General features: G+C 71.3%; 19 protein-coding genes and 2 riboswitches. Of the genes, 9 read left to right on the forward strand and 10 right to left on the reverse strand.

Going from position 1 to position 24,037, the window contains the following annotated elements; translation table 11 throughout:
* From VIG79_RS11110 to VIG79_RS11130, 5 genes are all read left to right on the forward strand, one after another.
* Nucleotides 1–1,185: transglutaminase-like domain-containing protein (locus tag VIG79_RS11110; RefSeq protein ID WP_331885547.1), on the forward strand; the 1,185-nt coding region annotated here is incomplete at its 5' end.
* A gap of 137 nt (nucleotides 1,186–1,322) precedes the next feature.
* A complete protein-coding gene (locus VIG79_RS11115; RefSeq protein WP_331885549.1) occupies nucleotides 1,323–2,066 on the forward strand; it encodes a nuclease-related domain-containing protein in 744 nt (247 codons plus the stop codon).
* Between the two features lie 216 nt (nucleotides 2,067–2,282).
* Nucleotides 2,283–2,762, forward strand: a complete 480-nt coding sequence (locus tag VIG79_RS11120) for a sigma-70 family RNA polymerase sigma factor (protein WP_331885551.1) — start codon at nucleotides 2,283–2,285, stop codon at nucleotides 2,760–2,762.
* Complete coding sequence (locus tag VIG79_RS11125; protein WP_331885553.1) at nucleotides 2,759–3,712, forward strand: hypothetical protein; 954 nt, start codon at nucleotides 2,759–2,761, stop codon at nucleotides 3,710–3,712. The genes VIG79_RS11120 and VIG79_RS11125 overlap by 4 nt, the downstream gene beginning before the upstream one ends.
* 107 nt (nucleotides 3,713–3,819) lie before the next feature.
* A complete protein-coding gene (locus VIG79_RS11130) occupies nucleotides 3,820–4,584 on the forward strand; it encodes a trypsin-like serine protease (protein ID WP_331885555.1) in 765 nt (254 codons plus the stop codon).
* A gap of 75 nt (nucleotides 4,585–4,659) precedes the next feature.
* Here the strand turns inward: VIG79_RS11130 and VIG79_RS11135 are convergent, their stop codons facing one another.
* From VIG79_RS11135 to VIG79_RS11160, 6 genes are all read right to left on the reverse strand, one after another.
* Nucleotides 4,660–6,321, reverse strand: a complete 1,662-nt coding sequence (locus VIG79_RS11135; protein ID WP_331885583.1) for an RNA polymerase sigma factor — start codon at nucleotides 6,319–6,321, stop codon at nucleotides 4,660–4,662.
* A 366-nt stretch (nucleotides 6,322–6,687) separates the two neighbouring features.
* The gene (locus VIG79_RS11140) at nucleotides 6,688–7,095 is read right to left on the reverse strand and encodes a universal stress protein (protein WP_331885557.1); all 408 of its coding nucleotides are present in this window, start codon (nucleotides 7,093–7,095) and stop codon (nucleotides 6,688–6,690) included.
* 124 nt (nucleotides 7,096–7,219) lie between these two features.
* On the reverse strand, nucleotides 7,220–8,446 hold the full coding sequence (gene metX / locus VIG79_RS11145) for a homoserine O-acetyltransferase MetX (RefSeq protein WP_414672619.1): 1,227 nt from the start codon (nucleotides 8,444–8,446) through the stop codon (nucleotides 7,220–7,222).
* 15 nt (nucleotides 8,447–8,461) lie between these two features.
* Nucleotides 8,462–8,576: riboswitch (SAM riboswitch) on the reverse strand.
* Between the two features lie 86 nt (nucleotides 8,577–8,662).
* The gene (locus tag VIG79_RS11150; RefSeq protein WP_331885561.1) at nucleotides 8,663–9,874 is read right to left on the reverse strand and encodes a DUF4192 domain-containing protein; all 1,212 of its coding nucleotides are present in this window, start codon (nucleotides 9,872–9,874) and stop codon (nucleotides 8,663–8,665) included.
* 243 nt (nucleotides 9,875–10,117) lie between these two features.
* Nucleotides 10,118–10,561 (reverse strand): YkvA family protein, encoded by a 444-nt coding sequence (locus VIG79_RS11155; RefSeq protein ID WP_331885563.1) that lies wholly within the window; start codon nucleotides 10,559–10,561, stop codon nucleotides 10,118–10,120.
* A gap of 169 nt (nucleotides 10,562–10,730) precedes the next feature.
* Entirely contained in the window at nucleotides 10,731–11,477 is a 747-nt protein-coding gene (locus VIG79_RS11160; protein ID WP_331885565.1) for an EcsC family protein, read from the reverse strand.
* Nucleotides 11,478–11,661: 184 nt separating this feature from the next.
* Here VIG79_RS11160 and VIG79_RS11165 point away from each other — a divergent pair, with 184 nt between their 5' ends.
* Nucleotides 11,662–13,347 (forward strand): DNA polymerase, encoded by a 1,686-nt coding sequence (locus tag VIG79_RS11165; protein WP_331885567.1) that lies wholly within the window; start codon nucleotides 11,662–11,664, stop codon nucleotides 13,345–13,347.
* Between the two features lie 6 nt (nucleotides 13,348–13,353).
* Here VIG79_RS11165 and VIG79_RS11170 read toward each other — a convergent pair whose 3' ends face one another.
* Together VIG79_RS11170 and hrpA are read right to left on the reverse strand one after the other, a co-directional pair.
* Nucleotides 13,354–14,304 carry a PAC2 family protein gene (locus VIG79_RS11170; RefSeq protein ID WP_331885569.1) on the reverse strand — a complete coding sequence of 317 codons (951 nt, stop codon included), beginning with the start codon at nucleotides 14,302–14,304 and terminating at the stop codon, nucleotides 13,354–13,356.
* A gap of 126 nt (nucleotides 14,305–14,430) precedes the next feature.
* The gene (gene hrpA / locus VIG79_RS11175; protein ID WP_331885571.1) at nucleotides 14,431–18,378 is read right to left on the reverse strand and encodes an ATP-dependent RNA helicase HrpA; all 3,948 of its coding nucleotides are present in this window, start codon (nucleotides 18,376–18,378) and stop codon (nucleotides 14,431–14,433) included.
* Between the two features lie 141 nt (nucleotides 18,379–18,519).
* Here hrpA and VIG79_RS11180 point away from each other — a divergent pair, with 141 nt between their 5' ends.
* Nucleotides 18,520–18,882 carry a YciI family protein gene (locus VIG79_RS11180; protein WP_331885573.1) on the forward strand — a complete coding sequence of 121 codons (363 nt, stop codon included), beginning with the start codon at nucleotides 18,520–18,522 and terminating at the stop codon, nucleotides 18,880–18,882.
* 24 nt (nucleotides 18,883–18,906) lie between these two features.
* On the forward strand, nucleotides 18,907–20,136 hold the full coding sequence (locus VIG79_RS11185) for an RNA polymerase sigma factor (protein ID WP_331885575.1): 1,230 nt from the start codon (nucleotides 18,907–18,909) through the stop codon (nucleotides 20,134–20,136).
* On the opposite strand, the gene VIG79_RS11190 is transcribed toward VIG79_RS11185, so the two are convergent.
* Both VIG79_RS11190 and VIG79_RS11195 read right to left on the reverse strand, forming a co-directional pair.
* On the reverse strand, nucleotides 20,133–21,392 hold the full coding sequence (locus tag VIG79_RS11190) for a low temperature requirement protein A (protein ID WP_331885577.1): 1,260 nt from the start codon (nucleotides 21,390–21,392) through the stop codon (nucleotides 20,133–20,135). The genes VIG79_RS11185 and VIG79_RS11190 overlap by 4 nt on opposite strands.
* Nucleotides 21,393–21,534: 142 nt before the next feature.
* On the reverse strand, nucleotides 21,535–22,857 hold the full coding sequence (locus tag VIG79_RS11195) for a bifunctional o-acetylhomoserine/o-acetylserine sulfhydrylase (RefSeq protein ID WP_331885579.1): 1,323 nt from the start codon (nucleotides 22,855–22,857) through the stop codon (nucleotides 21,535–21,537).
* A gap of 70 nt (nucleotides 22,858–22,927) precedes the next feature.
* Nucleotides 22,928–23,050, reverse strand: a riboswitch (SAM riboswitch).
* Nucleotides 23,051–23,228: 178 nt separating this feature from the next.
* Here VIG79_RS11195 and VIG79_RS11200 point away from each other — a divergent pair.
* The coding region (locus VIG79_RS11200; protein WP_331885581.1) for an aldo/keto reductase at nucleotides 23,229–24,037 on the forward strand (809 nt) is incomplete at its 3' end.

Consider the following 24,037-nt stretch of genomic DNA (forward strand, 5'->3'; position numbering starts at 1 on the left):
CAGCTTCAGGCGGGCATCCCCGGTGCGTCCAACGGTCGCGGCGATACCGAGGTCCAGCTCTCGACCAACGTGGACGCCGGGATCGCGGCGCAGCTGACCGCCGTGACCGACACGGTCACCGAGGGGACGACGTCGCAGTACGCCGCGGCAGCCGCGATCCAGAAGTGGCTCCGGACCGACGGCGGCTTCAACTACTCGCTCCAGCTGCCGGAGTCGGTGCTCGACGAGAACGGCCAGCAGATCCGCGACCCGATCCTCCGGTTCCTCCAGTCCAAGACGGGCTACTGCGTCCAGTTCGCCTCGACCATGGTGATGATGGCGCGGGCCAAGGGGATTCCCGCGCGGATGGCGCTCGGGTTCCTGCCCGGGACCCAGGATGAGGGCCTCTTCACCGTGCGCTCCTCGGACGCGCACGCGTGGCCCGAGCTGTACTTCCCCGGCGCCGGCTGGCTCCGGTTCGAGCCCACGCCGGCCGTGCGCACCGGCGCTGCGCCGACCTACACGATCCCGGCCGCAGCCCCGCTACCCGGGGCGACGACGGCGCCGTCGACCGACCCCGGGGCCACCGGTTCGGTGACGAGCACCGACCGCGACCCGGGAGCTCCCGAGGTCGACGGGCTGGCCACGGCCGACACGACCTCGCTTGGTGACCGCGTGCGCGAGTGGCTGGGCGAGCCGTGGCACCTGCTCCTCGTCGCGATCATCCTGGGTCTGCTGGGAAGCCTCGTCCTGCCGCTCACGGCGATCCTCGTCAACCGGCGACGTCGCGCCAGGGCCGCCAGCCCCGGCGAGCTGGCCGAGGTGCAGTGGGACGAGCTGGTGTCCCGGCTCGGCGACCTCGGGGTGGCCCGACCCAGCGGCGGCGGCACCCTGCGCGAGTGGCGTCAGCACTACGTCCGTGAGGCCTTCCTCGACACCCGCGCCGACGAGGCGATCGGCCACGTCGTCGCCACCCTCGAACGCTCGCGGTACGCGCGACCGGGCGGGGCTCCGACCGAGCTGGTCGGCGACATCCGCACGGTGACCCGGACCGCCGCGACCAACCGGCCCTGGCCACAACGGCTCCGGGCGTTCCTGTTCCCCCAGGACGGCGTCCGATGGTGGACCCGCACCCTGACCCGCATCGCCGACGCCCCCGGGCGGTGGATCGACGCGGCGGCCGACCGGTTCCCCCGCCGCGGCTGAGGGGTAGACGCATCGACACGAGCAACGGCGAACGGACCATGCGGCTTCGGTATGCGGGTACGTGCGCCGTCTGCGGCACCGCTCTCCCGGCCCGGACCACGGCGGTCTACTCGCCCGCGACGCGCAGCGTCCGGTGCGTGACGTGCGGGGTGACAACGCCGCCGGACGACGTGGTCGATGCGTACGAGCCGACCGAACCCGAGGTGGCGGCCGAGGTTCTACAGCCCGGCGTCGCGGGCGCGTCGGCGCGGCGCATCTACGAGCAGCGAAAGGCCAAGCGGGAGAAGGGGATCCGTGATGCGCATCCGCGCATCGGTGGTCTGATCATGGCACTGAGCAACGATCCGCAGAACACTCGCGCCTGGAACGGCGGTGCGCTCGGGGAGGAGAAGCTCGGTGCCCTCCTGGACAAGGTGGCGGCGCCGATCATCCGCGTCCTGCACGACCGGCGGATCCCTAGGAGCCGGGCCAACATCGACCACCTCGTGGTGTGCCGGTCGGGCGTTCTGGTCGTCGACGCCAAGCGGTACACGGGCCGCCGCCCCACCAACAAGGTCGAGGGCGGCTTTCTCGTGCCGCGGCGAGAGCGCCTCCTCGTCGGCGGCCGCGACTCCACCTCCCTCGTCGAGGGCCTGAAGCGTCAGGTCGCAGTGGTTTCCGATGCGGTCACCGGTGACGCGCTCGAACCGGTGCGGGTCCGCGGGTTCCTGTGCTTCGTGGACGCAGACTGGCCGATCTTCGGCGGCGACTTCACCATCGACGGGGTCGAGGTGCTCTGGCCAAAGCACCTCCTCAGCATCGCCCGCTCGGCCGGCCCCCTCACCGAGGCGGACGTCGACCAGGTGGCCCGACGGCTGACCGCGATGTTCGCGCCGGCCTGACGTCGCCGGGCGACGGACTCGCATACCGGTGTCTTGAGCGCAACCGACCTACGGCGCCGGTCGTCAGGTGGGAAGAAAGATTCTCGACGACCCGGTCAACCTTTTGCCCTATCGCAGCGACCTTGATACATGAACGATGGTGGCCGGGAGCGCGCTATGGCTGAGGAACCCACCTCGTCCGTCTCGGCGACCGGCACCCTCGCTGACCGTGACGATATGCTCGACGTGCTCTTCCGCACCCACTGCGTGGCGTTGGTGCGCCTCGCCGTCGTTCTGCTTGGCGACCGTGCCGAGGCCGAGGAAGCCGTCCAGGACGCGTTCGTCTCCCTGCACCGCAACTGGTCACAGCTGCGCGACACGAGCGCGGCCGGCGCATACCTGCGCTCGGCCGTGGTCCGTCGATGTCGGTCCCGACAGCGTGGCCTCATCCGGGCCCGTGCCGCGACCCCCAGGCTGACCCTCCTGCCCTCCGAGAACCTGGAGGACCTGGCCGTCGAGGTGGACGAAGCCGCCCGCATGGCCGCAGCGGTGCGGGCCCTCCCCACTCGCCAACGGGAGGTCGTCGTCGCCCGCTACTACCTGGGCCTGACCGAGGTTCAGACCGCACAGCTGCTCAACGTCGGCCTCGGCTCGGTCAAACGGCACGGCCACCGTGCGTTGGCCGCCCTGCAGCGCGGGATCGAGGTGCCGTCATGACCGTGGACGAACGAACTCTGCGCGAGTCGCTCGCCACCTACGCGAACGGAGTGGTGATGACCAGTTCGGATGTCGACCGGATGCAGACCGATCTGCAGAAGCGGCTAGGGCCGAAGCGCAACGGCACGCGGACCCGGCTGCTCCTCGCCGCCGCGGCGGTGCTGCTCCTCATCGCCGCCGTGGCGGGCGGAACGTTGTGGTTGCGCCGGACCGAGCCCATCATTCCGGCCACCCCGCAAGGCGTTGGACCCCTCCCCGCGATCACGTTCGACGAGGATGCGACCGGGTCGAACCTGGTTTCCATTCGACCTGACGGGACCATGTCGAGGCTCGTCGACCAGCAGAACATCTTCGACCTGGCCACGGCAGGATGGACCCACCACTGGCGGATCGACGGGGCCACTCTCGTCCGGGACAGCGTCGGCCCGCAGGGGGAGGTGTGCCGTGGCACCGTGCCGTGGGCGGTCGAGTCCGACGGTGTGATCCGCTACGACACCACCGTCCTCGAGGGTCCGGGGTGTCCCTCGGCCTCGGAACCTCCAACACTGTCGACCCGACTCTCGCCGGCGTCCGAGGGCGGCCGACAGCTCCGCTCCGACGCCGGCAGCCAGGCCAGGCCGGTCATCGACGCCGTGCAGCTCAACGGGGTGTGGCTTCTCCAGGGCTCCGGTCTGCTCCTGGCCTCCGACGAGATCCGAGGCGGGGTCGGCGCGAAGTACCGGCTCGACGACGACGGTGACATCGACATCGCTCCCGATGCCAAGGGCCGACTCACGGTCTCCCCTGAAGGCCGGATCACCCTGACGAGTGACGGGTGTGCCGACACGACGCTGAGCAACGTCGTGAGCACCGGCACCGACACGCGGAGCACCATGACGATGACCGTCACCTCCGACCCGTGCGTCTGGTTCAGCGGCAGCGGCGTGCTGACGTGGATCAAGGTTCTCTGACGTTCGCCCGGCACCCGACGAGTCATCGTGGTCTAGCCTCGACCGGTCGCCCGTCCGGCGACCGCTCGGGGGAGCCGAACCGAACCTCACGTCGGAAGGACCATCTCGTGCTCGGTCGCACCCCCCTTGCTCTTGCGGCCGCGATCGGCATCGCCCTCATCGCGGGCCGCGCCGAAGCCATCACCAACGGCACGGCGGACGGCAACGCCCACCCGAACGTCGGCGGGCTGGTAGCCGACGAGGCCTACTCCGACGGCACCTGGATCTACTGCTCCGGCACCCTGATCAGCCCGAGGGTCTTCCTGACGGCGGCCCACTGCGCCGAGGGTGACGACGACCGCGTGCGCGTCACGTTCTCGTCCGCGTACCAGGACGGCGACACCGTGTACGCGGGGACGTTCCACGGCGACCCGCGGTACGGAAACAACCAGAACGACCCGCACGACATCGCCGTCGTCGTCCTCGACCGGCCGGTCATGTCGGCCACGTCGGCCGCTCTGCCCGCGGCCGGGTCGCTCGCCGACCTGCCCAGGTCCCAGCGGATCACCTCGGTGGGCTATGGCGCCTATGACGTCGTCAAGGCCCAGGGCGCGGGCGGTCACAACTTCCTCTACGACGACGTCCGCAACCAGGCGGTCGGGACCCTGAACGCCACCACACCGTCGTGGCTGCGCGTCTCGATGAACCCCTCCACCGGCAACGGCGGCACCTGCTACGGCGACTCCGGCGGCCCGAACTTCCTCGGGACGACGACGACCCTCGCGGCGATCACCATCACCGGCGACTTCATCTGCCGCGCGACGAACGTGACGTACCGCCTCGACACGTCGTCCGCCCGCGACTTCCTCGCCGTGTACGTGACGCTGCCCTGACCCGACTCCGGACAGCGGTATGCCGCGCCACCGGCGGGTGACGCGGCCTACCTGCTGGGGTGAGGGTTCTCGACCTCAGTCGAGGTAGTCGCGTAGGACCTGGGAACGCGACGGGTGGCGCAGCTTGCTCATCGTCTTGGACTCGATCTGGCGGATCCGCTCGCGGGTCACGCCGTAGACCTTGCCGATCTCGTCGAGCGTCTTGGGCTGCCCGTCGGTCAGGCCGAACCGCATCGAGACCACACCGGCCTCCCGCTCCGAGAGCGTGTCGAGCACCGAGTGCAGCTGCTCCTGGAGCAGCGTGAAGCTCACCGCGTCGGCAGGGACGACCGCCTCGGAGTCCTCGATGAGGTCACCGAACTCGCTGTCGCCGTCCTCGCCGAGCGGGGTGTGCAGGGAGATCGGCTCGCGGCCGTACTTCTGGACCTCGACGACCTTCTCGGGCGTCATGTCGAGCTCCTTGGCCAGCTCCTCCGGCGTCGGCTCGCGGCCGAGGTCCTGGAGCATCTGCCGCTGGACGCGGGCCAGCTTGTTGATGACCTCGACCATGTGGACCGGGATCCGGATGGTCCGGGCCTGGTCGGCCATCGCGCGGGTGATCGCCTGCCGGATCCACCACGTCGCATACGTCGAGAACTTGTAGCCCTTGGTGTAGTCGAACTTCTCGACCGCACGGATCAGACCGAGGTTGCCCTCCTGGATGAGGTCGAGGAAGAGCATGCCGCGACCGGTGTAGCGCTTGGCCAGCGAGACGACGAGCCGCAGGTTGGCCTCGAGCAGGTGGTTCTTGGCCTTCTTGCCGTCCTGGGCGATCCACCAGAGCTCACGCTTGAGCTTCATGTCGATCTTGTCGCCGGAGTTGAGCCGCTCCTCGGCGAAGAGGCCGGCCTCGATGCGCTTGGCGAGCTCGACCTCCTGCTCGGCGTTCAGCAGGGCAACCTTGCCGATCTGCTTGAGATAGTCCTTGACCGGGTCGGCGGTGGCGCCGGCGGTGACCACCTGCTGCGCCGGGGCGTCCTCCTCGTCGTCGTCGCGGATGACGAAGCCGGCGTCGTCCGACTCCTCCTCGGCCGCGGCGGCGGGCTTACGAGGCGTGACGTTGCCGTCCTCGTCCTCCTCGTCCTCCGCGTCGGCGTCCTCGACCACCTCGACGGCCTCAGCGACCTGGACCACCTCGGCAGCGACGGCCTCGACGTCGACCAGTTCGACGTCCTCGATCTCGACGTCCTCGCCCGCGTCGACGACGTTGTCGGCCCCGGCCTTGCCGGGGGTCTTCGCGGGGGTCCTCGCGGGGGTCTTCGCGGTGGTCTTCTTGGCCGCGGCCTTGGTGGCGGTCTTCGCGGGAGCGGCGGCCGCGGCTACCGCAGCGGTGCCGTTGGCGGCGGGGCTTGCCTTCTTCGCCACGACCTTCTTCGCCGTGGCGCCGTTGGTGGCCGCCGTGGCAGCAGCGGGCTTGGCCGCCGCGGTCTTTCCGGCCGCGGTCTTGCTCACCGGAGCCGCCTTCGCGGTCTTGGCGGCGGCGGGCTTGGCCGCGCTCTTCGTCGCCCGCGCCGTCGTCGTCGACCGGGTCGCGCTCGCGGCGACCGCACGCTTCGCCGGTGCGCTCACCTGCACCTCGACGCCGGCATCCTCCAACGCGCGGAGCACCGCCTTCTGTCGTGCGGCGGAGAGCTTGCTGCTCTCGAACGCGTCGCGCACCTCGTCACCGCTGAGGGGACGGACGGAACCGGCCGACATCAGCTGCTGGATGGCGGGGTCCGAGAACTCCGAGGGAAGTGCCGCGCCGGAGCGCGTGGGGGTCGTGGAGCCCGTTGACACAGATACCGACTACCTTTCGAGACCGAGACATGCGACATCGACGCCCATCGAGGTCGCTCATGAGTCAATGCTGGGAATGGAGGAATCATTCCTCGGGACGCTTGGCTGGGGCAGGAGAGGCGTGCTGGTAGGCCCTTCTCCGGGTCTTGCGCGTCCGTGCTCTCACCATTATAAAACCCTGCGAGGCGCCGTGGCGCCATTCGTCCGCGGCGGGGCGTGCTGGATCGGGCCCGGACAGGTGTGGATCGGACGTTCGCCGGTACTCCTGGTGCTGGTGGTGCTTGGTCAGTCGTCCTCGGTGGTGGCCTTGACGGCCAGCACGGGGCAGGTCGAGTCGAGCAGGATGCGTTGGGCGTTGGATCCGAGGATGAGCTTGCCGACGGGGGTACGCCGACGTAGGCCGATGACGATGAGCTCGGCGTGGCTGCTCTCGGCCGCCTCGATGAGGTCCTCAGCCGGTTCCTTGCCACGGACCAGCTGACGGACCTCGACGTGGATGCCGGCCTGGACGAGCCGGCCCTGGACGCCCTCGAGCGCTGCCTCGAAGCGGCGGGTGTCATCGGGCTCGAAGTTCTTGCCGTTGTCGCTGTTGATGACGATGAGGTCGGCCTTGCGCAGCTCGGCCTCGGCGGCCGCCCTCCGAAGGGCCGCGCGGCCCTCTCGTGTCGGGATGTAGCCCACGACGATGGACACTCGGCGAACCTCCTCGACGTGCGACGGTGCAGCTCGGTCCCCTCTCGGTGAACCTACCCGAACCGAACCCTCCTCGGCAGGTGGACGCGCGAAGGGCGCCCCCAGCCAGCCGACCCGCTGCCGCTCAGCGCAGTGCGTCCCGGATGTGCGCTCCGACCTGCTCGATCTCGATGAGGAACCCGTCGTGTCCGTAGGCGGACGAGATGGTGTGCTGCCTCGCTCCCGGTACGCCGGCGGTGATCTCGTCGCTGAGCCGCACGGGGTACAGCCGGTCGGAGTCGACGGCGACCACGGTGGTCTGCGCGGTGACCGCCCGCAGGGCCGCCGCGACCCCGCCACGGTCGCGGCCGACGTCGTGCGAGTTCATCGCCTCGGTGAGGACGAGGTAGGAGTTCGCGTCGAACCGGCGGGAGAGCTTGGCCGCGTGGTGGTCGAGGTAGGACTCCACGGCGTAGCGGCCCCCGTCTCCGAGCGGCTGCTCCCGGCCCTGCGCCCCCCGTCCGAACCGGTCGTCCAGCTCGGTTCCGGCCCGGTAGGTCACGTGGGCGATCCGCCGAGCGATCCCCATGCCCGTCTCGGGCCCGGCGAACCGGTCGTGCTCGTCGTAGTAGTCGCCGCCGAGGAACGCCGGGTCGGACCGGATCGCGAGCAGCTGGGGCTGTGCCCACGCGATCTGGTCCGCCGAGGCGTACGCCGTGCTGGCGAGCACCAGGGCGCGGTCGACCTGGTCGGGGTGCGTCACGGCCCACTCGAGGACGCGCATGCCGCCCATCGACCCGCCGAGGACCGCCGCCCATCGCGGCACCCCGATCTCGACCGCCAGGCGGGCCTCGACGGTGACCTGGTCGCGCACCGTCACGAACGGGAACCGGCTCCCCCACCGTCGCCCGTCGCCGGCGAGCGACGAGGGCCCGGTCGTGCCCTGGCACCCGCCGAGGACGTTGGACGCGACGACGAACCACCGGTCGGTGTCGAGCGGGCGGCCCGGCCCGATGAGCCCGTCCCACCAGCCCGGTGACAGGTGCGCCTCGTCCTGGGGGCCGACGACATGGCTGTCCCCGGTGAGGGCGTGCTCGACGAGGATCGCGTTGTCGGCCCGCTCGTTGAGCCGGCCCCACGTCTCGTAGGCCACCTGCACCCGCGGGATGACCCCGCCGCGCTCGAGGGGGACGTCGCCCACCTGCACGAACTGGCGGTGCCCGGCCAGGTCGCCCTCGCGCCACGCTCCGGACACGGGACCGGGCCTCACCGCACCTCCGGGCGTGCTCGTGGACGGCGTCGCCGCGCGAGCCGGTGCCGACGGTCGCGTCGCCGCCGACGGGGTACTCCGGGTCCGATCCACGATGGTCATCCGGCCTGCTCCTGGAACTCGCGCTTGCCCGATCCGAACGGTCGGGCCGTGTCATCACCCGGGGCACCCCACCGCAGAGAAGGAGGGTTGCCGCCCAGCAAGCCGGGGCTACGCGCTGGAACTCATGACCTCCCACCATCATACGGTCCGTCTTCGCCCGCGGACCCGGCCCGTTCCACGACATGGACGTGACGCCGTGGACGTGACGCCGGGACGTCATGCCGTGGCCCTCGGCCGGGCCGCGACATCGACCATCCGCTCGAGCAGGGCCGCCAGCCGGTAGTCGGGATCCACTGCGAGCGCCCGGTCGAGCGCGGTCCGGGCCAGGGCCCCGTCGCCCTGCCACCACACGACGTGGGCGAGCACGGTCAGCGGGCCCGGCGAGAGCTCACGAGGCGCCGCGCGGCAGACCATGGCCAGCCGGTCGACGAGAGCCTCCCCTACCGTGTCCTCGACCCCGTCCTCAATCCTGTCCTCACCCGTGTCATCGACCCCGTCCTCGACCCCGTCCTCGACCCCGTCCTCGACCCTGTCATCGACCCTGTCATCGACCGTGTCATCGACCCCGTCCTCGACGACCGAGGCGGTCCGGGTGTCCCGGGCCGGCCCTGCCGGGCGGGATGGCAGGACGGACTCCGCCAGCCGGCGCAGCGATGCCGGGAACACGTCGAGCTCGAGCGTGCCCGGACACAGCCACGCAATGAGGAGGTCGCGCACCGCCACGTCGAGCAGGGAGACGACGGCCCACGCCCAGGCCTCGTCGTCACGAGGGGGCGGCGCCGCCACGGCATCGGGTCCGGACGGCGTGAGGTCGAGGATCCTGGCCCAGTCCTGGAGTATCCGCCGCCGGCGTCGCTGCAGCGCGCTCCGGGAGCGCCGGGCGGTCGCCAGGTCGTTGACGAACGCGGCGCAGCGCCGGTCCTGCGCCGGCTCCGGCCGGTGCGTCAGGCGCGCGGCCAGGTCGGCTCGGGACTCCGCCGGGCGCCGGCCCCGGACGATGTAGTCGGACACCGCCGGGACCTCGTCGTCGGTCTGGACGGGCTCGCCCTCGGCCGGGCAGCAGTCACGGTCGCAGTCGAGGCTCCACCAGCGACCGCCGCGGACGACGAGCCGCTCGACCACGCGGATGCCCGCGCTCTCGATAGCGTCCCGCATGGCCATGCTGGCGGGCTCCGCCTGTCCGCGGGTGCTCTCGAAACCGACGAGCACCACCGCATCGGGCCGCTCGCGACGCACCACCGGCAGCAGCTCGACGGCCACGAGGTCAGGATCGACGTCGGGCGGCGGGAGGTCGATCCGGCCGACGACGCCGATGCGGTTGCGCGTCAGGCAGACCACGACCAGCGATTCCGCGGGCCGATAGCCCAGGTGGTAGGGCAGGACGGTGATGATGTCGGCGGGCCCGCGCAGGCGGATCGTGGTCGTCATGCCGACGATCCTTGGCGGGCTCACGGCCGTTGCGACAGGGGCAGTGGTGGACCTGTGGACAACGGGATGAGACGCACAACCCCTGTTGATGACGGCCCCACCGACCACCCCCGACGCCACCGGGACGCGCCCGTCGGTGAGCCGGACAGCACGCCGGAGGGTGGTGGCCCTGGTCAGGCCACCACCCTCCGGTGTGACGACTTCTCAGCGGGGAGCCCTCAGGAGGGGCTCAGGGGCACGACGTCAGCGGACGACCTGCGACTGCACCGTCCGGTACCACTCGTCGGTCGGCGCGTCCTGCGGGCCGGCGGCGTGAGCGTCCTGGCGACCGCCGGCGAACTCCTCGGCCCGTCCACCCTGGCGCTCCCACTGGATGAAGTCCTCGGTGTCGTTGACCAGTGCCGCGACCAGCCAGGTCACGACGACCGCGTCGTCGGTGAGCCCCAGCACGCCGAACAGCGCCTCGGGCATGAAGTCCAGCGGGGAGACGACGTAGACCACGGCGGCGGCCAGCATCGCGACGTGGCCGAACGTGGTCCCGCGGTACTCACCGCGGGCGATCGCCGAGAGCATCCGCGGAAGCGCCTCGACGCGCTCGACCAGACCGGCCGATCCCGGCCGAACGGCCGTGCGGACCGACCGGGCGATCATCGTGACCATCCCCATGCGGCTCGTGTGTCGTGCCATTGGCGTCCTCCCTGTCCTGCCCGAGGATCTCCCGGACACTCCGCCCGATTGTCTTGGGCTCGCATACCCACTCTGCGGTCGTCCGAACCCGCGCCGGCAGGTTCCCGCATACCGGTCAACGATCGACGTCCGGCGCCGATTCCGTCGCGGACCGGCAGACTTCCGGTTGTTACGAGGGTGTGACCTGTGAGGACGCCGCCTGGGCGGAGGACCCGATGGCCCCCGCGCGCTGCGGGAACTCCTCCTTGGCGTGGTCGGCGATCCGCTTCAACAGGTAGGCGTCGAACGCTGCGCTGACGCCACCCCCGACGAACGGGAGTCCCCGCCCGAGCCGACCGAACGTCGACCGCCCGACCGACCCGATGAGCCGGAACGCGACCGCCTTGTTGACCATCATCAGCGCCGGACCGGGCAGCTGGTGAGCCGCCATGTCGATGAGCTTCCCGGTCGGCGACACGATGCCCGCCTTGCGGATCAGGTCGTCGGCGTCGGCGCCGACCAGCGCCAGCAGGACGGCCGTGCGGATGTGCTGCTGGGTCAGGTCGTAGCCCCTCAGCGAAGCGATCGCCGCGGTCATCCGGGTCGCGACGAAGTAGAACTCGGCCACGTTGACCGGCAGCGCGATCGGCATCGTGACGAACCCGCCGAATCCCGTGACGAACCCGCCGGTCCCCGCCATCGCCAGGTGCATCCGGACCACGTGCTCGACGGCGGCCTCGACGCTGTCGTTCTTCAGCCGCGCCTGGTCGGCGGCGTGCTGCGCTGACGGGAGCGGCCCCTTGCCCTCGATACCGACATCGAGGATCGGCTGCAGCACCCGGTAGACCATCGCGGAGGCACCCCGTGGCTGGGTGTTGGCCTGCTCGAGCGCCGTACCGGGCGCCTGCTTGTCTTCGTCGTTTCCGAACCCGAACATCCCCACGCGTCCACCTCTCGTCGTCCAGCCGAGCGCGGCCGGGCCGGCCCATCATCGCGGGACCGTCGCGGCCCTGCAACACGGCAACGTCACCGTACGACGGCACGTTCCCCCGTGCGGTTCCGCCTTCTTCGACAGTATGCGAGACCGCACCACCGCGAGCCCGTCACCGGCGTCGGGTTGGATGAGCATCGTGCTCCCCCTGGTCGTCGTCGGCGACCGCGCCGCCGTGGGACCGCGTGAGCCGGGCGGACCGGTCGTCGTCGGCGACCTCACGACCGTGGTCCGGCACGCGGCGGAGCTGGAGGCCCAGCAGCACCCGCGATGGCTTGTCGTGTCCGCGGCCGAGGCGGTTCGGCCCCTTGTCGCCGCAGGCGTGCGGGTCCAGCGATGTTGGGACGTCGCGGAGGTCCACCGGCTCCTGCACGGCGGCTGGCGGGCCGATCTGGCGCGGGTCTGGGCGAGCGCGTACGGGCTCGATCCGGACCGTGCGCCGAAACCGGCCGGGGACGACCTGTTCGACCTGCTCGACGGCGGCTCGGCCGCCGGCGGGGACGGGGCTGACCCGGATGCCGCCGTCCGCCCCGACGGCTACCTGCGCCCCGACGTCCTCAACCCGTCCTGGGCCACGTCGGAGAGCCGGTTCCGGGCCGTCGCCGCGGCCCTGACCGCGCTGGCCGCCCGCCAGGAGCAACAGCTGCGGGAACTCGGCCCGCGAGCGGTGGCCGCCGGTTACTCCGAGTCCGCCGCGGCCGTGCTGTGCCTCGAGCTCGAGCGTGACGGGCTGCCGGTGGACCGCCGGGCCGCCGAGGACCTCATCGCCGCCGCTGCCGGCCGTCGCCCGGATGACGAGAAGGACGCCGAACGGATTCGCCGCGAGCGCGACGCCCGGGTCCTCGTCCATGCCCCCGGTCGCGAGAGCACCGACCTCCGAAACCCCGCGCAGGTGCGCGACCTGCTCGCCGCGGCCGGCGTCGCCGTCCCCAACACCCGCAAGTGGGTGCTCGAGCCGTTCCGCCTGGCGAACCCGCTGGTGGACGCCCTCCTGGAGTGGCGCAAGGACGAGCGGATCGCGACGACCTACGGGTACCGCTGGCTCGACGAGCACGTCGGCCCGGACGGCCGGCTGCGCGGCGGCTGGACCGCCTGCGACGGCGCTGCGGGCCGGATGACCGCCCAGAACGGCCTGCACAACCTGCCCGCGCCCCTGCGTCCCGCGGTCGTTGCCGAGCCCGGGCACGTGTTCGTCCGCGCCGACCTCGGCCAGATCGAGCCTCGCGTGCTGGCCGTCGTCTCCGGCGACCGGGCGTTCGCCGAGGCGACCCGCGCCGACGACCTCTACGCGCCGGTGGCGGCCAAGCTCGGCATCGAGCGCAAGGTCGCCAAGGTGGCGGTCCTCGCCGCCATGTACGGGCAGCGCTCCGGCGCGGCCGGGAGGGCCCTCGGGGACCTCGAGCGCGCGTACCCCGTGGCCATGACGCTGCTCGACGACGCGTATGCGTCGGGCGTGGCCCGCCGGCCGCTGCGCACCTTCGGGGGGCGCCGGATCAACCTCGACGCCGCGTGGGCGGGCAGCGACGACGGCGGTCGTGGCCGGTTCGCGCGGAACGCGGTGATCCAGGGCTCGGCGGCGGAGCTGTTCAAGGCGTGGGCAGCGACGGTGCGGCACGTCACCGCCCCGATGGGCGCTCAGATCGTGCTCTGCCTCCACGACGAGCTGCTGCTGCAGGCGCCGGAGGAGCGCGCCGACGAGGTGGCTGACGCCGTCGGCCGCTGCCTCGACGACAGCGCTCGCCGGTGGGCCGGCACCGAGGACGTCCGGTTCGTCGCCGACACCAGCGTCATCCGACGCTGGTCCGACGCCAAGTAGGCAGGGTCAGACGGAGCCGATGCCGCCGGTGTTCTCGCCCTTGCCCTTGTCGTCCTCGACGACGTCCTTGAGGAACGCCTCGAACTCGGCGCCGATCTCGTCGGCCGACGGCAGCTCGGAGACACCCGTGGCGAGCAGGCTGGGCCGCTCGCGGCCCTCCATGAACGTGTCGTACTGACGCTCCAGCGCCTCCACGACCGCCTTGACCTCGTCGGACCCCTCGACCTCGCGAGCGATCTCGGCGCGGTTCAGTCCGGCCGCCGCGGCGAGGTCGGTCATCGACAGGCTCAGGCCGGTCACCCCGCTCACTGCGCCCAGGCCGGCGAGCGCGGCGTCCGCGAACTCGGCCTGTGCGAGGTAGTGGGGCACGTGGACGGCGTAGCCGAGCGCATCGTGACCGGACTCCCCCAGCCGCAGCTCCAGCAGTGCCGACCAGCTGGCCGGGACCTGGACCGTGCCGAAGACCGGCTCGTGCTGGGTGATGAGACGAGGGTCGGTGGCGTGTGCGGTGATCCCGAGCGGCCGCGTGTGCGGCACCGCCATCGGGATGCCGTGGACGCTGACCGTGAGGTCGACGCCGAGGGCCTTGTTGAGCTCCATGACCGCCTCGACCATGCGCTCCCACTGGTAGTCCGGCTCCGCGCCGGTCAGCAGGAGGAACGGGTGGCCGTCACGGTCGGTCAGGCGGTAGAGCAGCAGCGACGGGTCCTCGTAGGAGGTGAACCGGTCGCGGTCGAAGGTCATCATCGGCCGTCGGCCGCGGTAGTCGAGCAGCTGGTCGAGGTCGAACGAGGCGACGACGGTGTGGTCGTGGGCGGCCAGGAGGTGCTCCGTGAGCAGCCGCTGCGTGCGGCCCGCGTCGATGAAGCCGCCCATCGAGACGAGCATGACCGAGGCCCGCGCGGACGACTGGTCCGTGTCGGTCTCGAAACGATAGAGCTCTGATGGGTCCTGCACGATGGCCTTCCTGGTGCTTCTCGGAGGCGGAGCCTCCAGACACGATTGTCGCAGGACCGTTCGCCCGCGTCCGGGACAACGCCCGCGGCGTCGTGGTGATTCCGCCGACCTTCGGCGACCGCCCGGTCACACCCGGTCGATCGTCTCGATGGTCCGGAGCACCCGCTTCACCGAGACCGGGTATGCGGTGCCGAGGCTCTGCGCGAACAGCGAGACCCGTAGCTCCTCGAGCATCCAACCGACGGCAACCACGTCGTCGGACGCCCGCCGAGCGGGGCGCAGGGACTCCAGCAGCCTCGCGTAAGCGTCCTCCGCCAGGAGGACGTCGTCGGTCGCCCGCGTGTCCCGGGCCAGGTCGGCAGGCGCGCGGTCGAGCCGGTGGAGCACGGCTCGCAGGTACCGGTCCAGGTCGCGCAGGCGGCCGAGTCCGGCGTCCGCAACGAACCCCGGCCGGACCAGCTCCCGCAGCTGGGCTCGGACATCGGCGACGAGCCCCGCCAGCGTCGGCGCCGTCATGGCGTCCAGGCGCCGGACCGCCTCCAGGTCCTTCGCCAGGACCGGCTCGACCAGCCCGACGACCTGCACCACCCGGGCGGCGAGATGGGTCCGCACCGCGTCGAGCGCCTCCGCGAAGGCCGCCGCCGACCGGACCTCGCCCGGCAGCCGTTCCGCAGCGATCGCGTCGACGGCGCAGGCCAGGCAGTCGTCGAGAAGAGCGGGGACGGACCCGTGCGGGTTGTGCGCCAGGGCGAGCTTCTGCGCGTTGCTGAGGCGGCCCAGGACCTGCTTCCAGGGCGGCGTGACGTTGACCAGCAGCAACCGCCGGACCCCCAGGCGGTGCTCGGCGACCGCCTCGGCCCGGGTCGGCAGGACACGCAGCGACACAGAGTCCCCGTCGTCGACGAGGGCGGGGTACCCCCGGACCAGGCGCCCGGCCGCGGATGTGGTCGCCACCTCCTCAGGGATCTCGCCGACCTCGCCGAGCTCCCACGTGCGCAGACCGGACCGCTCGAGCGACGACCCGGCGCGGGAGACCTGCCGCCGCAGCTCGGGCTGGGCCGCCTCGCGCAGGGCGTCGAGGTCCGGCCCGCGGGCGATGACCCGTGCTCGCGCGTCCTCGACCGAGAAATGCACCCGCAGGTGCGACGGCACCCGGGCGACGTCCCAGTCCTGCGGGCCGACGGCGACGCCCCGCGTCTCCCGGACCACCCGGCCCAGGACGTCGGTGAGCAGCCCGTCTGGCGGGCCGAGCCCGCGCTCGTGCAGCTCCCGCACGAGAGCGCCGGCGTGCTCCGGCGCAGGCACCAGCAGGCGCCGGATCCCCTTGGGCAGGCTGCGGATCAGCGCGGTGACGAGGTCCTCCCGAAGGCCGTTGACCTGCCAGTCGAACCCGGCGGCGGTCACCCGGTTGAGCACCTCGACCGGGACGTGCACGGTGACGCCGTCCCCGGGGCTCCCCGGCTCGAACCGGTACGTCACGGCGAGTTCGAGGTCCCCCTGCCTCCAGGTCGTGGGGTATGCGTCGGTGTCGACCTGGTCGGCCCGGTCCGACAGGAGCAGGTCCTCGGTGAACGTCAGCAGCGTCGGGTCCTGCCGCCCGGCCTTCTTCCACCAGGAGTCGAAATGCCGGGCTGACACCACATCCGCGGGAATCCGCTTGTCGTAGAACGCATAGAGCGTCTCGTCGCCGACGATGAGGTCCCGCCGGCGCGTCCGCGCCTCGAGCTCGGAGAGCCGCTCGACGAGCGCGGTGTTGTCGTGGAAGAAGCGGTGCCGGGTCGTCCAGTCCCCCTCGACCAGCGCCCGCTGGATGAAGAGGTGCCGTGACTCGGCGGCGTCGACCCGCGCATACCCGACCGTCCTCGCGAGGACGATCGGCACCCCGTAGAGCGTGACGCGCTCCGTGGCGACGGCACTCCCCTGCTTCGCCGACCACCGCGGCTCCGAGTAGGACCGCTTGACGAGGTGCTCTCCCGCCTCCTCGGCCCAGAGCGGGTCGATGCGCGCGACGTCGCGCGCCCACAGCCGGGTCGTCTCGACCAGCTCGCCGGCCATCACGAACTGCGGCTGCTTGCGAAACAGGCTGGAACCCGGGGAGATCCCGAAGCGGGCGCCCCGCGCGCCGAGGTACTCGCGCTTGACCTCGTCCCGAGACCCGACGTGTGACAGAAGGCCGGCCAGGAGCGCGCGGTGCATCGTGTCCAGGTCCGGCTCTCCTTGGCGAGCGCTGCGCGAGGTGTCCAGCCCCGCGCTCTTGGCGGCCTGTCGGAGCTGCTGGTGCAGGTCCTGCCACTCCCGGATCCGCAGGTAGTGCAGGAACTCCGCCTTGCACATCCGGCGGAAAGCGCTGCCGGACAAGGTTTTCTGCTGCTCCTGCAGGTAACGCCAGAGGTTCAGGTATGCGGCGAAGTCGGAGTGCTCGTCGGCGAACCGCTTGTGCGCCGCGTTGGCCAGCTCCTGCCGCTCGAGGGGGCGCTCCCGCGGGTCCTGGATGCTCATCGCCGACACGACGACGAGAACGTCGCGCAGGCAGCCGAGCCGGTCCGCCTCGAGGAGCATCCGCCCGAGCCGCGGGTCGACCGGCAGCTGCGCCAGTCGTTTCCCGTATGCGGTGAGCTGCCGTCGCGCTTCACGCCCTTCGGTGTCGGGGGTCGTCTCGACGGCCCGCAGCTCCTCGAGCAGCCGGACGCCGTCGGTGATCTGCCGGGAGTCCGGCGGGTCGAGGAACGGGAAGCGCGCGACGTCGCCCAGCCGGAGGCTCGTCATCTGGAGGATGACCGAGGCGAGGTTGGTGCGGAGGATCTCGGGGTCGGTGAACTCCGGCCGCGCGAGGTAGTCCTCCTCCGCGTACAGGCGGATGCAGATGCCGTCGGCGAGCCGCCCGCAGCGACCCGACCGTTGGTTGGCGCTGGCCTGGCTGATCGGCTCGATCGGGAGCCGCTGGACCTTGGTGCGCTGGCTGTAGCGCGAGATGCGCGCGGTCCCGGTGTCGACGACGTAGCGGATGCCCGGGACGGTCAGTGATGTCTCGGCGACGTTGGTGGACAACACGATCCGTCGCCCGTCGTGCCGCGAGAAGACGCGGTGCTGCTCCGCGGCGGACAGCCGACCAAACAGCGGAAGCACCTCGGTGGCGGGCAGGTTCAGGGCGCTGAGCGCCTCCGCACCGTCTCGGATCTCGCGCTCCCCGGAGAGGAAGACGAGGATGTCCTGGCTGCCGCCGTCACCCCGCGACTCGGTCCAGAGCTCCTCGACCGCCTCGACGATTCCCGTGACCTGGTCGACCGGCTCCCCGCCCTCCCCCTCACGCTCCAGTGGGCGGTAGCGGACCTCGACCGGGTAAGTGCGACCGGACACCTCGACGACCGGGACCGGACGCCCCGGCGCCGCGAAGTGGTCGGCGAACCGCTGCGGGTCGATGGTCGCCGACGTAATGATCACCTTGAGGTCCGGCCGGCGCGGCAGCAGCCGTTTGAGGTAGCCGAGGAGGAAGTCGACGTTGAGGCTCCGCTCGTGGGCCTCGTCGATGATGATCGTGTCGTAGCGCCGCAGGTCACGGTCCCGCTGGAGCTCGGCGAGCAGGATGCCGTCGGTCATCACCTTGACGAGCGTGTCGCGCGACGAGTGGTCGGCGAACCGCACCTGGTACCCGACGGCGCCGCCCAGCTCGACCCCGAGCTCCACGGCGACGCGCTCGGCGACCGCCCGGGCGGCGATCCGCCGGGGCTGGGTGTGCCCGATGGTGCCCTCGATCCCCCGCCCGAGCTCGAGGCAGATCTTCGGCAGCTGCGTCGTCTTTCCCGACCCCGTCTCCCCCGCGATCACGACGACCTGGTGGTCACGGATAGCCGCGGCGATGTCGTCGCGGCGGTCACTGACCGGCAGGTCCTCGGGGTACGTGATCGTGGGGACCAGTGCGCGGCGCCGCGCGAGCTGCTCCTCGGGCACGGGCGTACGCCTGGTGTCGGCCGACCCTTCCGGCCGCCGGCGCGGGGGGCGTCGGGGTCGCCGGCCGCTGCGTCCAGAGGGGCCACCAAAGGTGCCGCCGCGGCGGACCGCGGGTTCCTCGGACATGGGTTCCACCCTAGGTGGGCGCTCGGCGCCGAAACTCGCGGATATTTGTTCGCGGGGGCTGTCGATCCGCGAAGGTGGGCCGCGTAGATGTGGTGTCAGCGCACCACTCGGTGCATCGCACGTCATCAGGAGAGCAGCCCCATGAAGTACGTCCTCATGTACAGCAGCCGCCCCGACCTCGACGCCGCCGTTCCGGAGGAGCGCCGGATGGAGGTCTACGGCCAGATCTTCCAGTGGTTCGAGACGCACGCCTCGGTCTTCGTCGACGCCGGCGCCGAGCTCCAGGGCCCGGAGACCGCGACAACGGTCCGCAGCGGGGATAACGGCTCCCCCGTGGTCGTCGACGGTCCGTACTCGGAGGCCAAGGAGGCCATCGGCGGGTTCAGCGTCATCGACGTCGAGAACCTCGACGCCGCGCTCGAGCTGGCGCGGTCGTGGCCGTCGCTCGGGTTCCCCGGGATCGCCGTCGAGGTGCGGCCCATCGTCGAGCACCGGATGGACTGACCGCCGGCCTCGACGGAGCACGGGATGACCGCCACCGGCCCGGATGGGGACCCCGCGGACACCGTCCTCGTGGACGCCGTCCGGCGCGAGGCCGGCCCGGTCGTCGCCGGCCTGCACCGCCTCACCGGCGACTTCGACGTCGCGGAGGAGGCGGTGCAGGACGCGCTCGTGTCGGCCGTGGCCGCGTGGCGTCGGGACGGGCCACCGCCCAACCCGGGCGCGTGGCTCACCCTGACGGCGCGGCGCAAGGCCGTCGACCGGCTCCGTCGCGAGGCCGCCCGCGGTCGGCTCGCGGCGGCCGTCGCCGCGGCCCGGGTCGAGGAGGCAGGACCTCCGGAGCAGGCGACCGCCTGGTCCGACACCGACGAGCGGGTCGCGATGCTCTTCGGCTGCTGCCACCCGGCGTTGGCCGTGGAGGTCCGGTTGGCCCTCACCCTGCGGTCGGTCGCCGGCCTCACCACCGAGCAGGTCGCTCGCGCCTTCCTCGTGCCCGAGGCCACCCTGGCTCAGCGGATCGTCCGCGCGAAGCGCAAGATCGTCGCGAACGGCATCCGCATGGAGGTCCCCGAGACCCGGGTGCCGGAGCGCCTCGACGACGTCCTCACGGTCGTCTACCTCACGTACAACGCCGGGTTCGTCGACGCCGCCTCGCGCGGGCTCGCCGAGGACGCGGTCTGGCTCGCCGAGGTCCTGACGACCGGCCTCCCCGCCGAACCGGAGGCGTGGGGCCTCCTGGCGCTTCTCACCCTGCAGCAGTCCAGGGCGGCGGCCCGGTTCGGACCGGAGGGCGAGCTGGTGCTCCTCGCCGACCAGGACCGCGGGCGGTGGGACCACCCGGCGATCGCCCGGGCCGAGCGGTACCTCGAACGGGCCGCCGTGTGGCGGCGGCCCGGCCGCTTCCAGCTCCAGGCGGCGATCGCCGCCTGCCACGCGAGCGCCCCCACCTACGCCGAGACCGACTGGCTGCAGATCCTCACGCTCTACGACCTGCTGCTGCGCCACGACCAGTCGCCGATCGTCCGGCTCAACCGGGCCGTGGCTCTCGCCGAGTGCGCCGGACCCGCCGCAGCCCTGGCGGAGGTCGACGCGCTGGCCGGCCCTCTCGACGCATACCACCTCTGGCACGCCACCCGGGCCGACCTGCTGCGCCGGGTGGGCCGGCTCGACGCAGCCAACGAGGCCAACCGGCGGGCGCTGGACCTCGCCGCGCTGCCGGCCGAGCAGGCCCTGCTGCGCGAGCGGCTGACGACCTAGGCACGCTCCGCTGTCGCCCGCACCGTGGCCTCACCCATGTGCCGGTGACCAACCGTCTCGTACCCGACGACCGGGATCAGCAGGGAGGCGGCCACGACGAGAAGGGATACCGGCATCCCGACACCCGCGGCGGCCAGGAGCACTGCTCCGGCGAGGACGGCGAGGGTTCCGAGGACGATCCAGATATGGAACGCGTCGACCTCCCCGACCAGCAACGAGTAGACGGTGATGACGGCGACGAGGAAGAAACCCACGGGGGCGGCGACGGACAGCACCGCCCCGAGAGCGCTGATGTGGCTCTCGTCCTCCAGCCGAAGGGCGGCGACGTGAAGCCCGGCGCCGGTCGCGATGATCGCGCCGAAGACGAACATCTGCCCGTAGCCCCAGACGAACCCGCGTTCGCGGTGGGCGTGCAGCAGGTCGCCCGAGGGAACGGTGAAGTAGGTCCACCACATCCCGAAGGTCAGCGCGATGCCTGCGGCTCCGACGCCGAGCACGTCGGCCGTGATGCCGCCGGCGGCCTCCTCGGCCGAGGACAGTGCGGCGACGGTGCCGACCACGCCCTCACCCAGCGCGATGATCGCGAAGAGGGCGTAGCGCTCGGCGATGTGGTGCGCGTGCCAGGGGGTGCCACCGCCCTCGAGATGCTCGGCCCGCCAGGGCCCGTAGGCCTCGATGAGGTTGAGGACCACGATCGCTGCGAGGGTCGGCAGCAGCGACAGGTTGAGGAGAGCCAGGGCCACCCAACCGACCTGAGCGGCGGTCACCCATCTCGCGTAGGCCAGGCAGGAGGCCCGATGCTCCGGCGACTGGCGGGCGGCCCGCAGCCACTGGCTGACCATCGCCATCCGCATGATGACGTACCCGATGACGAGGACGCGGTTGTCGACGTGGCCGCCCTCGTCGATGGAGTGGAAGAGGGCCGGCAGCCCGAGCGCGGCGATGCACACGCCGACCATCTGGACCATCGTCACGACCCGGAACACCCAGTCGTCGGTGTCGAAGGCAGACGCGAACCAGGAGAAGTTGATCCAGGCCCAGACGATCGCGAAGACCGCGATGGCGAAGGCGATGAGGCCGGTCCACGGGTGACCCTCGAACACGCTGTGCGCGAAGAGGTTCGCCGCCTGGCCGACCGCGACGACGAAGGTCAGGTCGAAGAGCAGCTCGAGCGGCGTCGACGCGCGGCCGTGCTCGTCCGGGTCGCGTCCCCCCATCCGGCGCAACCGGTGGGCGAGGGTGCCGGCCTCACTCATGCCGACATCCTGCCAGCCGGATGCTCTGGCCCAGACGGCCGCGCTCGTGGTGTGAGGCAGCCGATCGCGGTGACTTTTCCACCCCAGAGGGTGGAAAGGTCACCGCGATCCGTGTGCGGACCTTCGAGCGGCCCGGACTCGGTCAGTCGATCTTCGCCGCGGTGAAGCCCTGCTCGAGGTCGGCGATGATGTCGTCGATGTGCTCGATGCCGACCGCGAGGCGCACCAGGCCCGGCGTGACGCCGGCGAGCAGCCGGTCCTCGTCGCCGCCCTGCGAGTGCGTCGTGGACGCCGGGTGGATGGCCAGCGACCGGACGTCGCCGATGTTGGCCACGTGGCTGTGCAGCGTCAGCCCCTCGACGAACTTCTTGCCGGCCGGCAGACCGCCCTGGATCTCGAACGCCAGCACCGCACCGGCACCCCGGGGTGTGTACTTCTGGGCGAGCTCGTAGTTCGGGTCGCCCTCGAGCGACGCCCACACGACCTTCTCGACCTGCGGGTGCGACGACAGGTAGGCGGCGACCTTGTGGGTGTTCTCGATGTGCCGCTCGATGCGCAGCGACAGCGTCTCGAGGCCCTGCGCGATGAGGAACGCGTTGAACGGCGAGATCGCCGCACCGATGTCGCGCAGGAGCTGGACACGGGCCTTGAGGATGAACGCGAGGTTCGCCCCGAGGATCCCGTTCACACCGAGGTCACGGGCGAAGACCAGCCCGTGGTAGCTCTCCTCCGGCGTGTTGAAGTTGGGGAACTTCTCCGGGTCCTTGCCGAAGTCGAACGTCCCGCCGTCGACGATGACACCGGCGATGGTCGTCCCGTGGCCGCCGAGGTACTTGGTCGCCGAGTGAAGCACGATGTCGGCGCCGTGCTCCAGGGGGCGGAGCAGGAACGGCGTGGCGATCGTGTTGTCGACGATCAGCGGGACACCGACCTCGTGGGCGATCGCCGCCACGCCTTCGATGTCGAGGATCTCCGACTTCGGGTTGGCGATCGTCTCGCCGAAGAACAGCTTGGTGTTCGGCTGGACGGCGGCCCGCCACGAGTCCAGCGAGGTCGGGTCCGCGACGAACGTCGTCGAGATCCCGAACTTCGGCAGCGTGTACTTCAGCAGGTTGAACGTCCCGCCGTAGAGCGACGGGCTGGCCACGATGTGGTCCCCCGCCTCGGCGACGTTGAGGAAGGCCAGCGTCTCCGAGGCCTGCCCGGACGCGACGAGCAGCGCCCCCACGCCACCCTCGAGTGACGCGATGCGCTGCTCGACCGCGTCCTGCGTCGGGTTCATGATCCGGGTGTAGATGTTCCCGAACTCCTTGAGCGCGAACAGGTTCGCCGCGTGGTCGGTGTCCTTGAACACGTACGACGTGGTCTGGTAGATCGGCAGCGCCCGCGCGCCGGTCTGGCTGTCGGGCACCTGCCCGACGTGGATCTGACGGGTCTCGAAGGACCAGTTCGGGGTGTCACTCATGACGGGGCTCCTCAGTGTGCTCATGAACTGCTCATGAACTGCTCGTCGACAACGACGCGCGAGCGATGGTGCTGCGCGCTTGCCGGCACCCACGTCGAGACGGGTATGCCGGCCCGGTCCTCACCCGGGGCACCCCACCGCGGAGGAGGGTTGCCGGTCAGCGAGCCGGGGCTTGACGCTGACACTCATGACCTGTCCAGCAGAATACCCGCGGGTGTTCACCCGTCGGAACGCGCGTCTCTTCATCCGGACCCCGACCGGACTTCTCCGGTGATCCGGCCTCGGCGCCCGTCGCGTCACGTGGCATGAACCGGTGGCCTCAACGGCCGTGGCGGTGCGGTCGACGGGACCGACGCGGCAGGATGGGTCGCATGACTCAACACGCGGATGACTACCAGGCCCTGCGCTCCCGCTACTCGTCCACCCCCTACCGGCGGTGCGGAGCGAGCGGGCTGGACCTGCCGGCCGTCTCGCTCGGTCTCTGGCACAACTTCGGCGACGACGTGGCCATCGACAACCAGCGCGCGACGCTGCGCCGGGCCTTCGACCTCGGGGTCACCCACTTCGACCTGGCCAACAACTACGGTCCGCCGTACGGCTCGGCCGAGCGCAACTTCGGCACCGTCTTCCGCCAGGACTTCCGGCGCTACCGCGACGAGATGGTCATCTCGTCCAAGGCGGGCTACGACATGTGGCCCGGTCCCTACGGCCAGGGCGGCGGCTCGCGCAAGTACGTCCTCTCCTCGCTCGACCAGTCCCTGGAGCGGTTGGGCCTCGACTACGTCGACATCTTCTACTCGCACCGGTTCGACGACACGACGCCGCTCGAGGAGACGATGGGCGCCCTGGACACTGCGGTGCGGCAGGGCAAGGCCCTCTACGTCGGCATCTCGTCGTACTCGGGCCAGCGGACCCAGGAGGCGATCGACATCCTGCGCCAGATGGGTACCCCGCTGCTCATCCACCAGCCCTCCTACTCGATGCTCAACCGCTGGGTCGAGGAGGACCTGCTCGACGTCCTCGGCGTCAACGGTGTCGGCTGCATCGCGTTCTCACCGCTCGCCCAGGGGATGCTGACCGACAAGTACCTCAAGGGCATACCGGCCGGTTCCCGTGCGGCGCAAGGGAAGTCGCTGGACCCGTCGCTGTTGTCCGAGTCGGCGATGAAGCACATCCGGTC

Source organism: Lapillicoccus sp. (assembly GCF_036559105.1).
Classification (GTDB): Bacteria; Actinomycetota; Actinomycetes; order Actinomycetales; family Dermatophilaceae; genus Lapillicoccus.

What these genes read in the sequence shown, in the direction of transcription:
- VIG79_RS11120 (WP_331885551.1), top strand. Translation starts at nt 2,283, where the DNA reads ATGCTCGACGTGCTCTTCCGCACCCACTGCGTGGCGTTGGTGCGCCTC.
- VIG79_RS11125 (WP_331885553.1), top strand. Translation starts at nt 2,759, where the DNA reads ATGACCGTGGACGAACGAACTCTGCGCGAGTCGCTCGCCACCTACGCG.
- VIG79_RS11135 (WP_331885583.1), bottom strand. Translation starts at nt 6,321, where the DNA reads ATGTCGGCCGGTTCCGTCCGTCCCCTCAGCGGTGACGAGGTGCGCGAC.
- metX (WP_414672619.1), bottom strand. Translation starts at nt 8,446, where the DNA reads ATGACCATCGTGGATCGGACCCGGAGTACCCCGTCGGCGGCGACGCGA.
- VIG79_RS11150 (WP_331885561.1), bottom strand. Translation starts at nt 9,874, where the DNA reads ATGACGACCACGATCCGCCTGCGCGGGCCCGCCGACATCATCACCGTC.
- VIG79_RS11155 (WP_331885563.1), bottom strand. Translation starts at nt 10,561, where the DNA reads ATGGCACGACACACGAGCCGCATGGGGATGGTCACGATGATCGCCCGG.
- VIG79_RS11160 (WP_331885565.1), bottom strand. Translation starts at nt 11,477, where the DNA reads ATGTTCGGGTTCGGAAACGACGAAGACAAGCAGGCGCCCGGTACGGCG.
- VIG79_RS11165 (WP_331885567.1), top strand. Translation starts at nt 11,662, where the DNA reads ATGAGCATCGTGCTCCCCCTGGTCGTCGTCGGCGACCGCGCCGCCGTG.
- hrpA (WP_331885571.1), bottom strand. Translation starts at nt 18,378, where the DNA reads ATGTCCGAGGAACCCGCGGTCCGCCGCGGCGGCACCTTTGGTGGCCCC.
- VIG79_RS11180 (WP_331885573.1), top strand. Translation starts at nt 18,520, where the DNA reads ATGAAGTACGTCCTCATGTACAGCAGCCGCCCCGACCTCGACGCCGCC.
- VIG79_RS11185 (WP_331885575.1), top strand. Translation starts at nt 18,907, where the DNA reads ATGACCGCCACCGGCCCGGATGGGGACCCCGCGGACACCGTCCTCGTG.
- VIG79_RS11190 (WP_331885577.1), bottom strand. Translation starts at nt 21,392, where the DNA reads ATGAGTGAGGCCGGCACCCTCGCCCACCGGTTGCGCCGGATGGGGGGA.
- VIG79_RS11195 (WP_331885579.1), bottom strand. Translation starts at nt 22,857, where the DNA reads ATGAGTGACACCCCGAACTGGTCCTTCGAGACCCGTCAGATCCACGTC.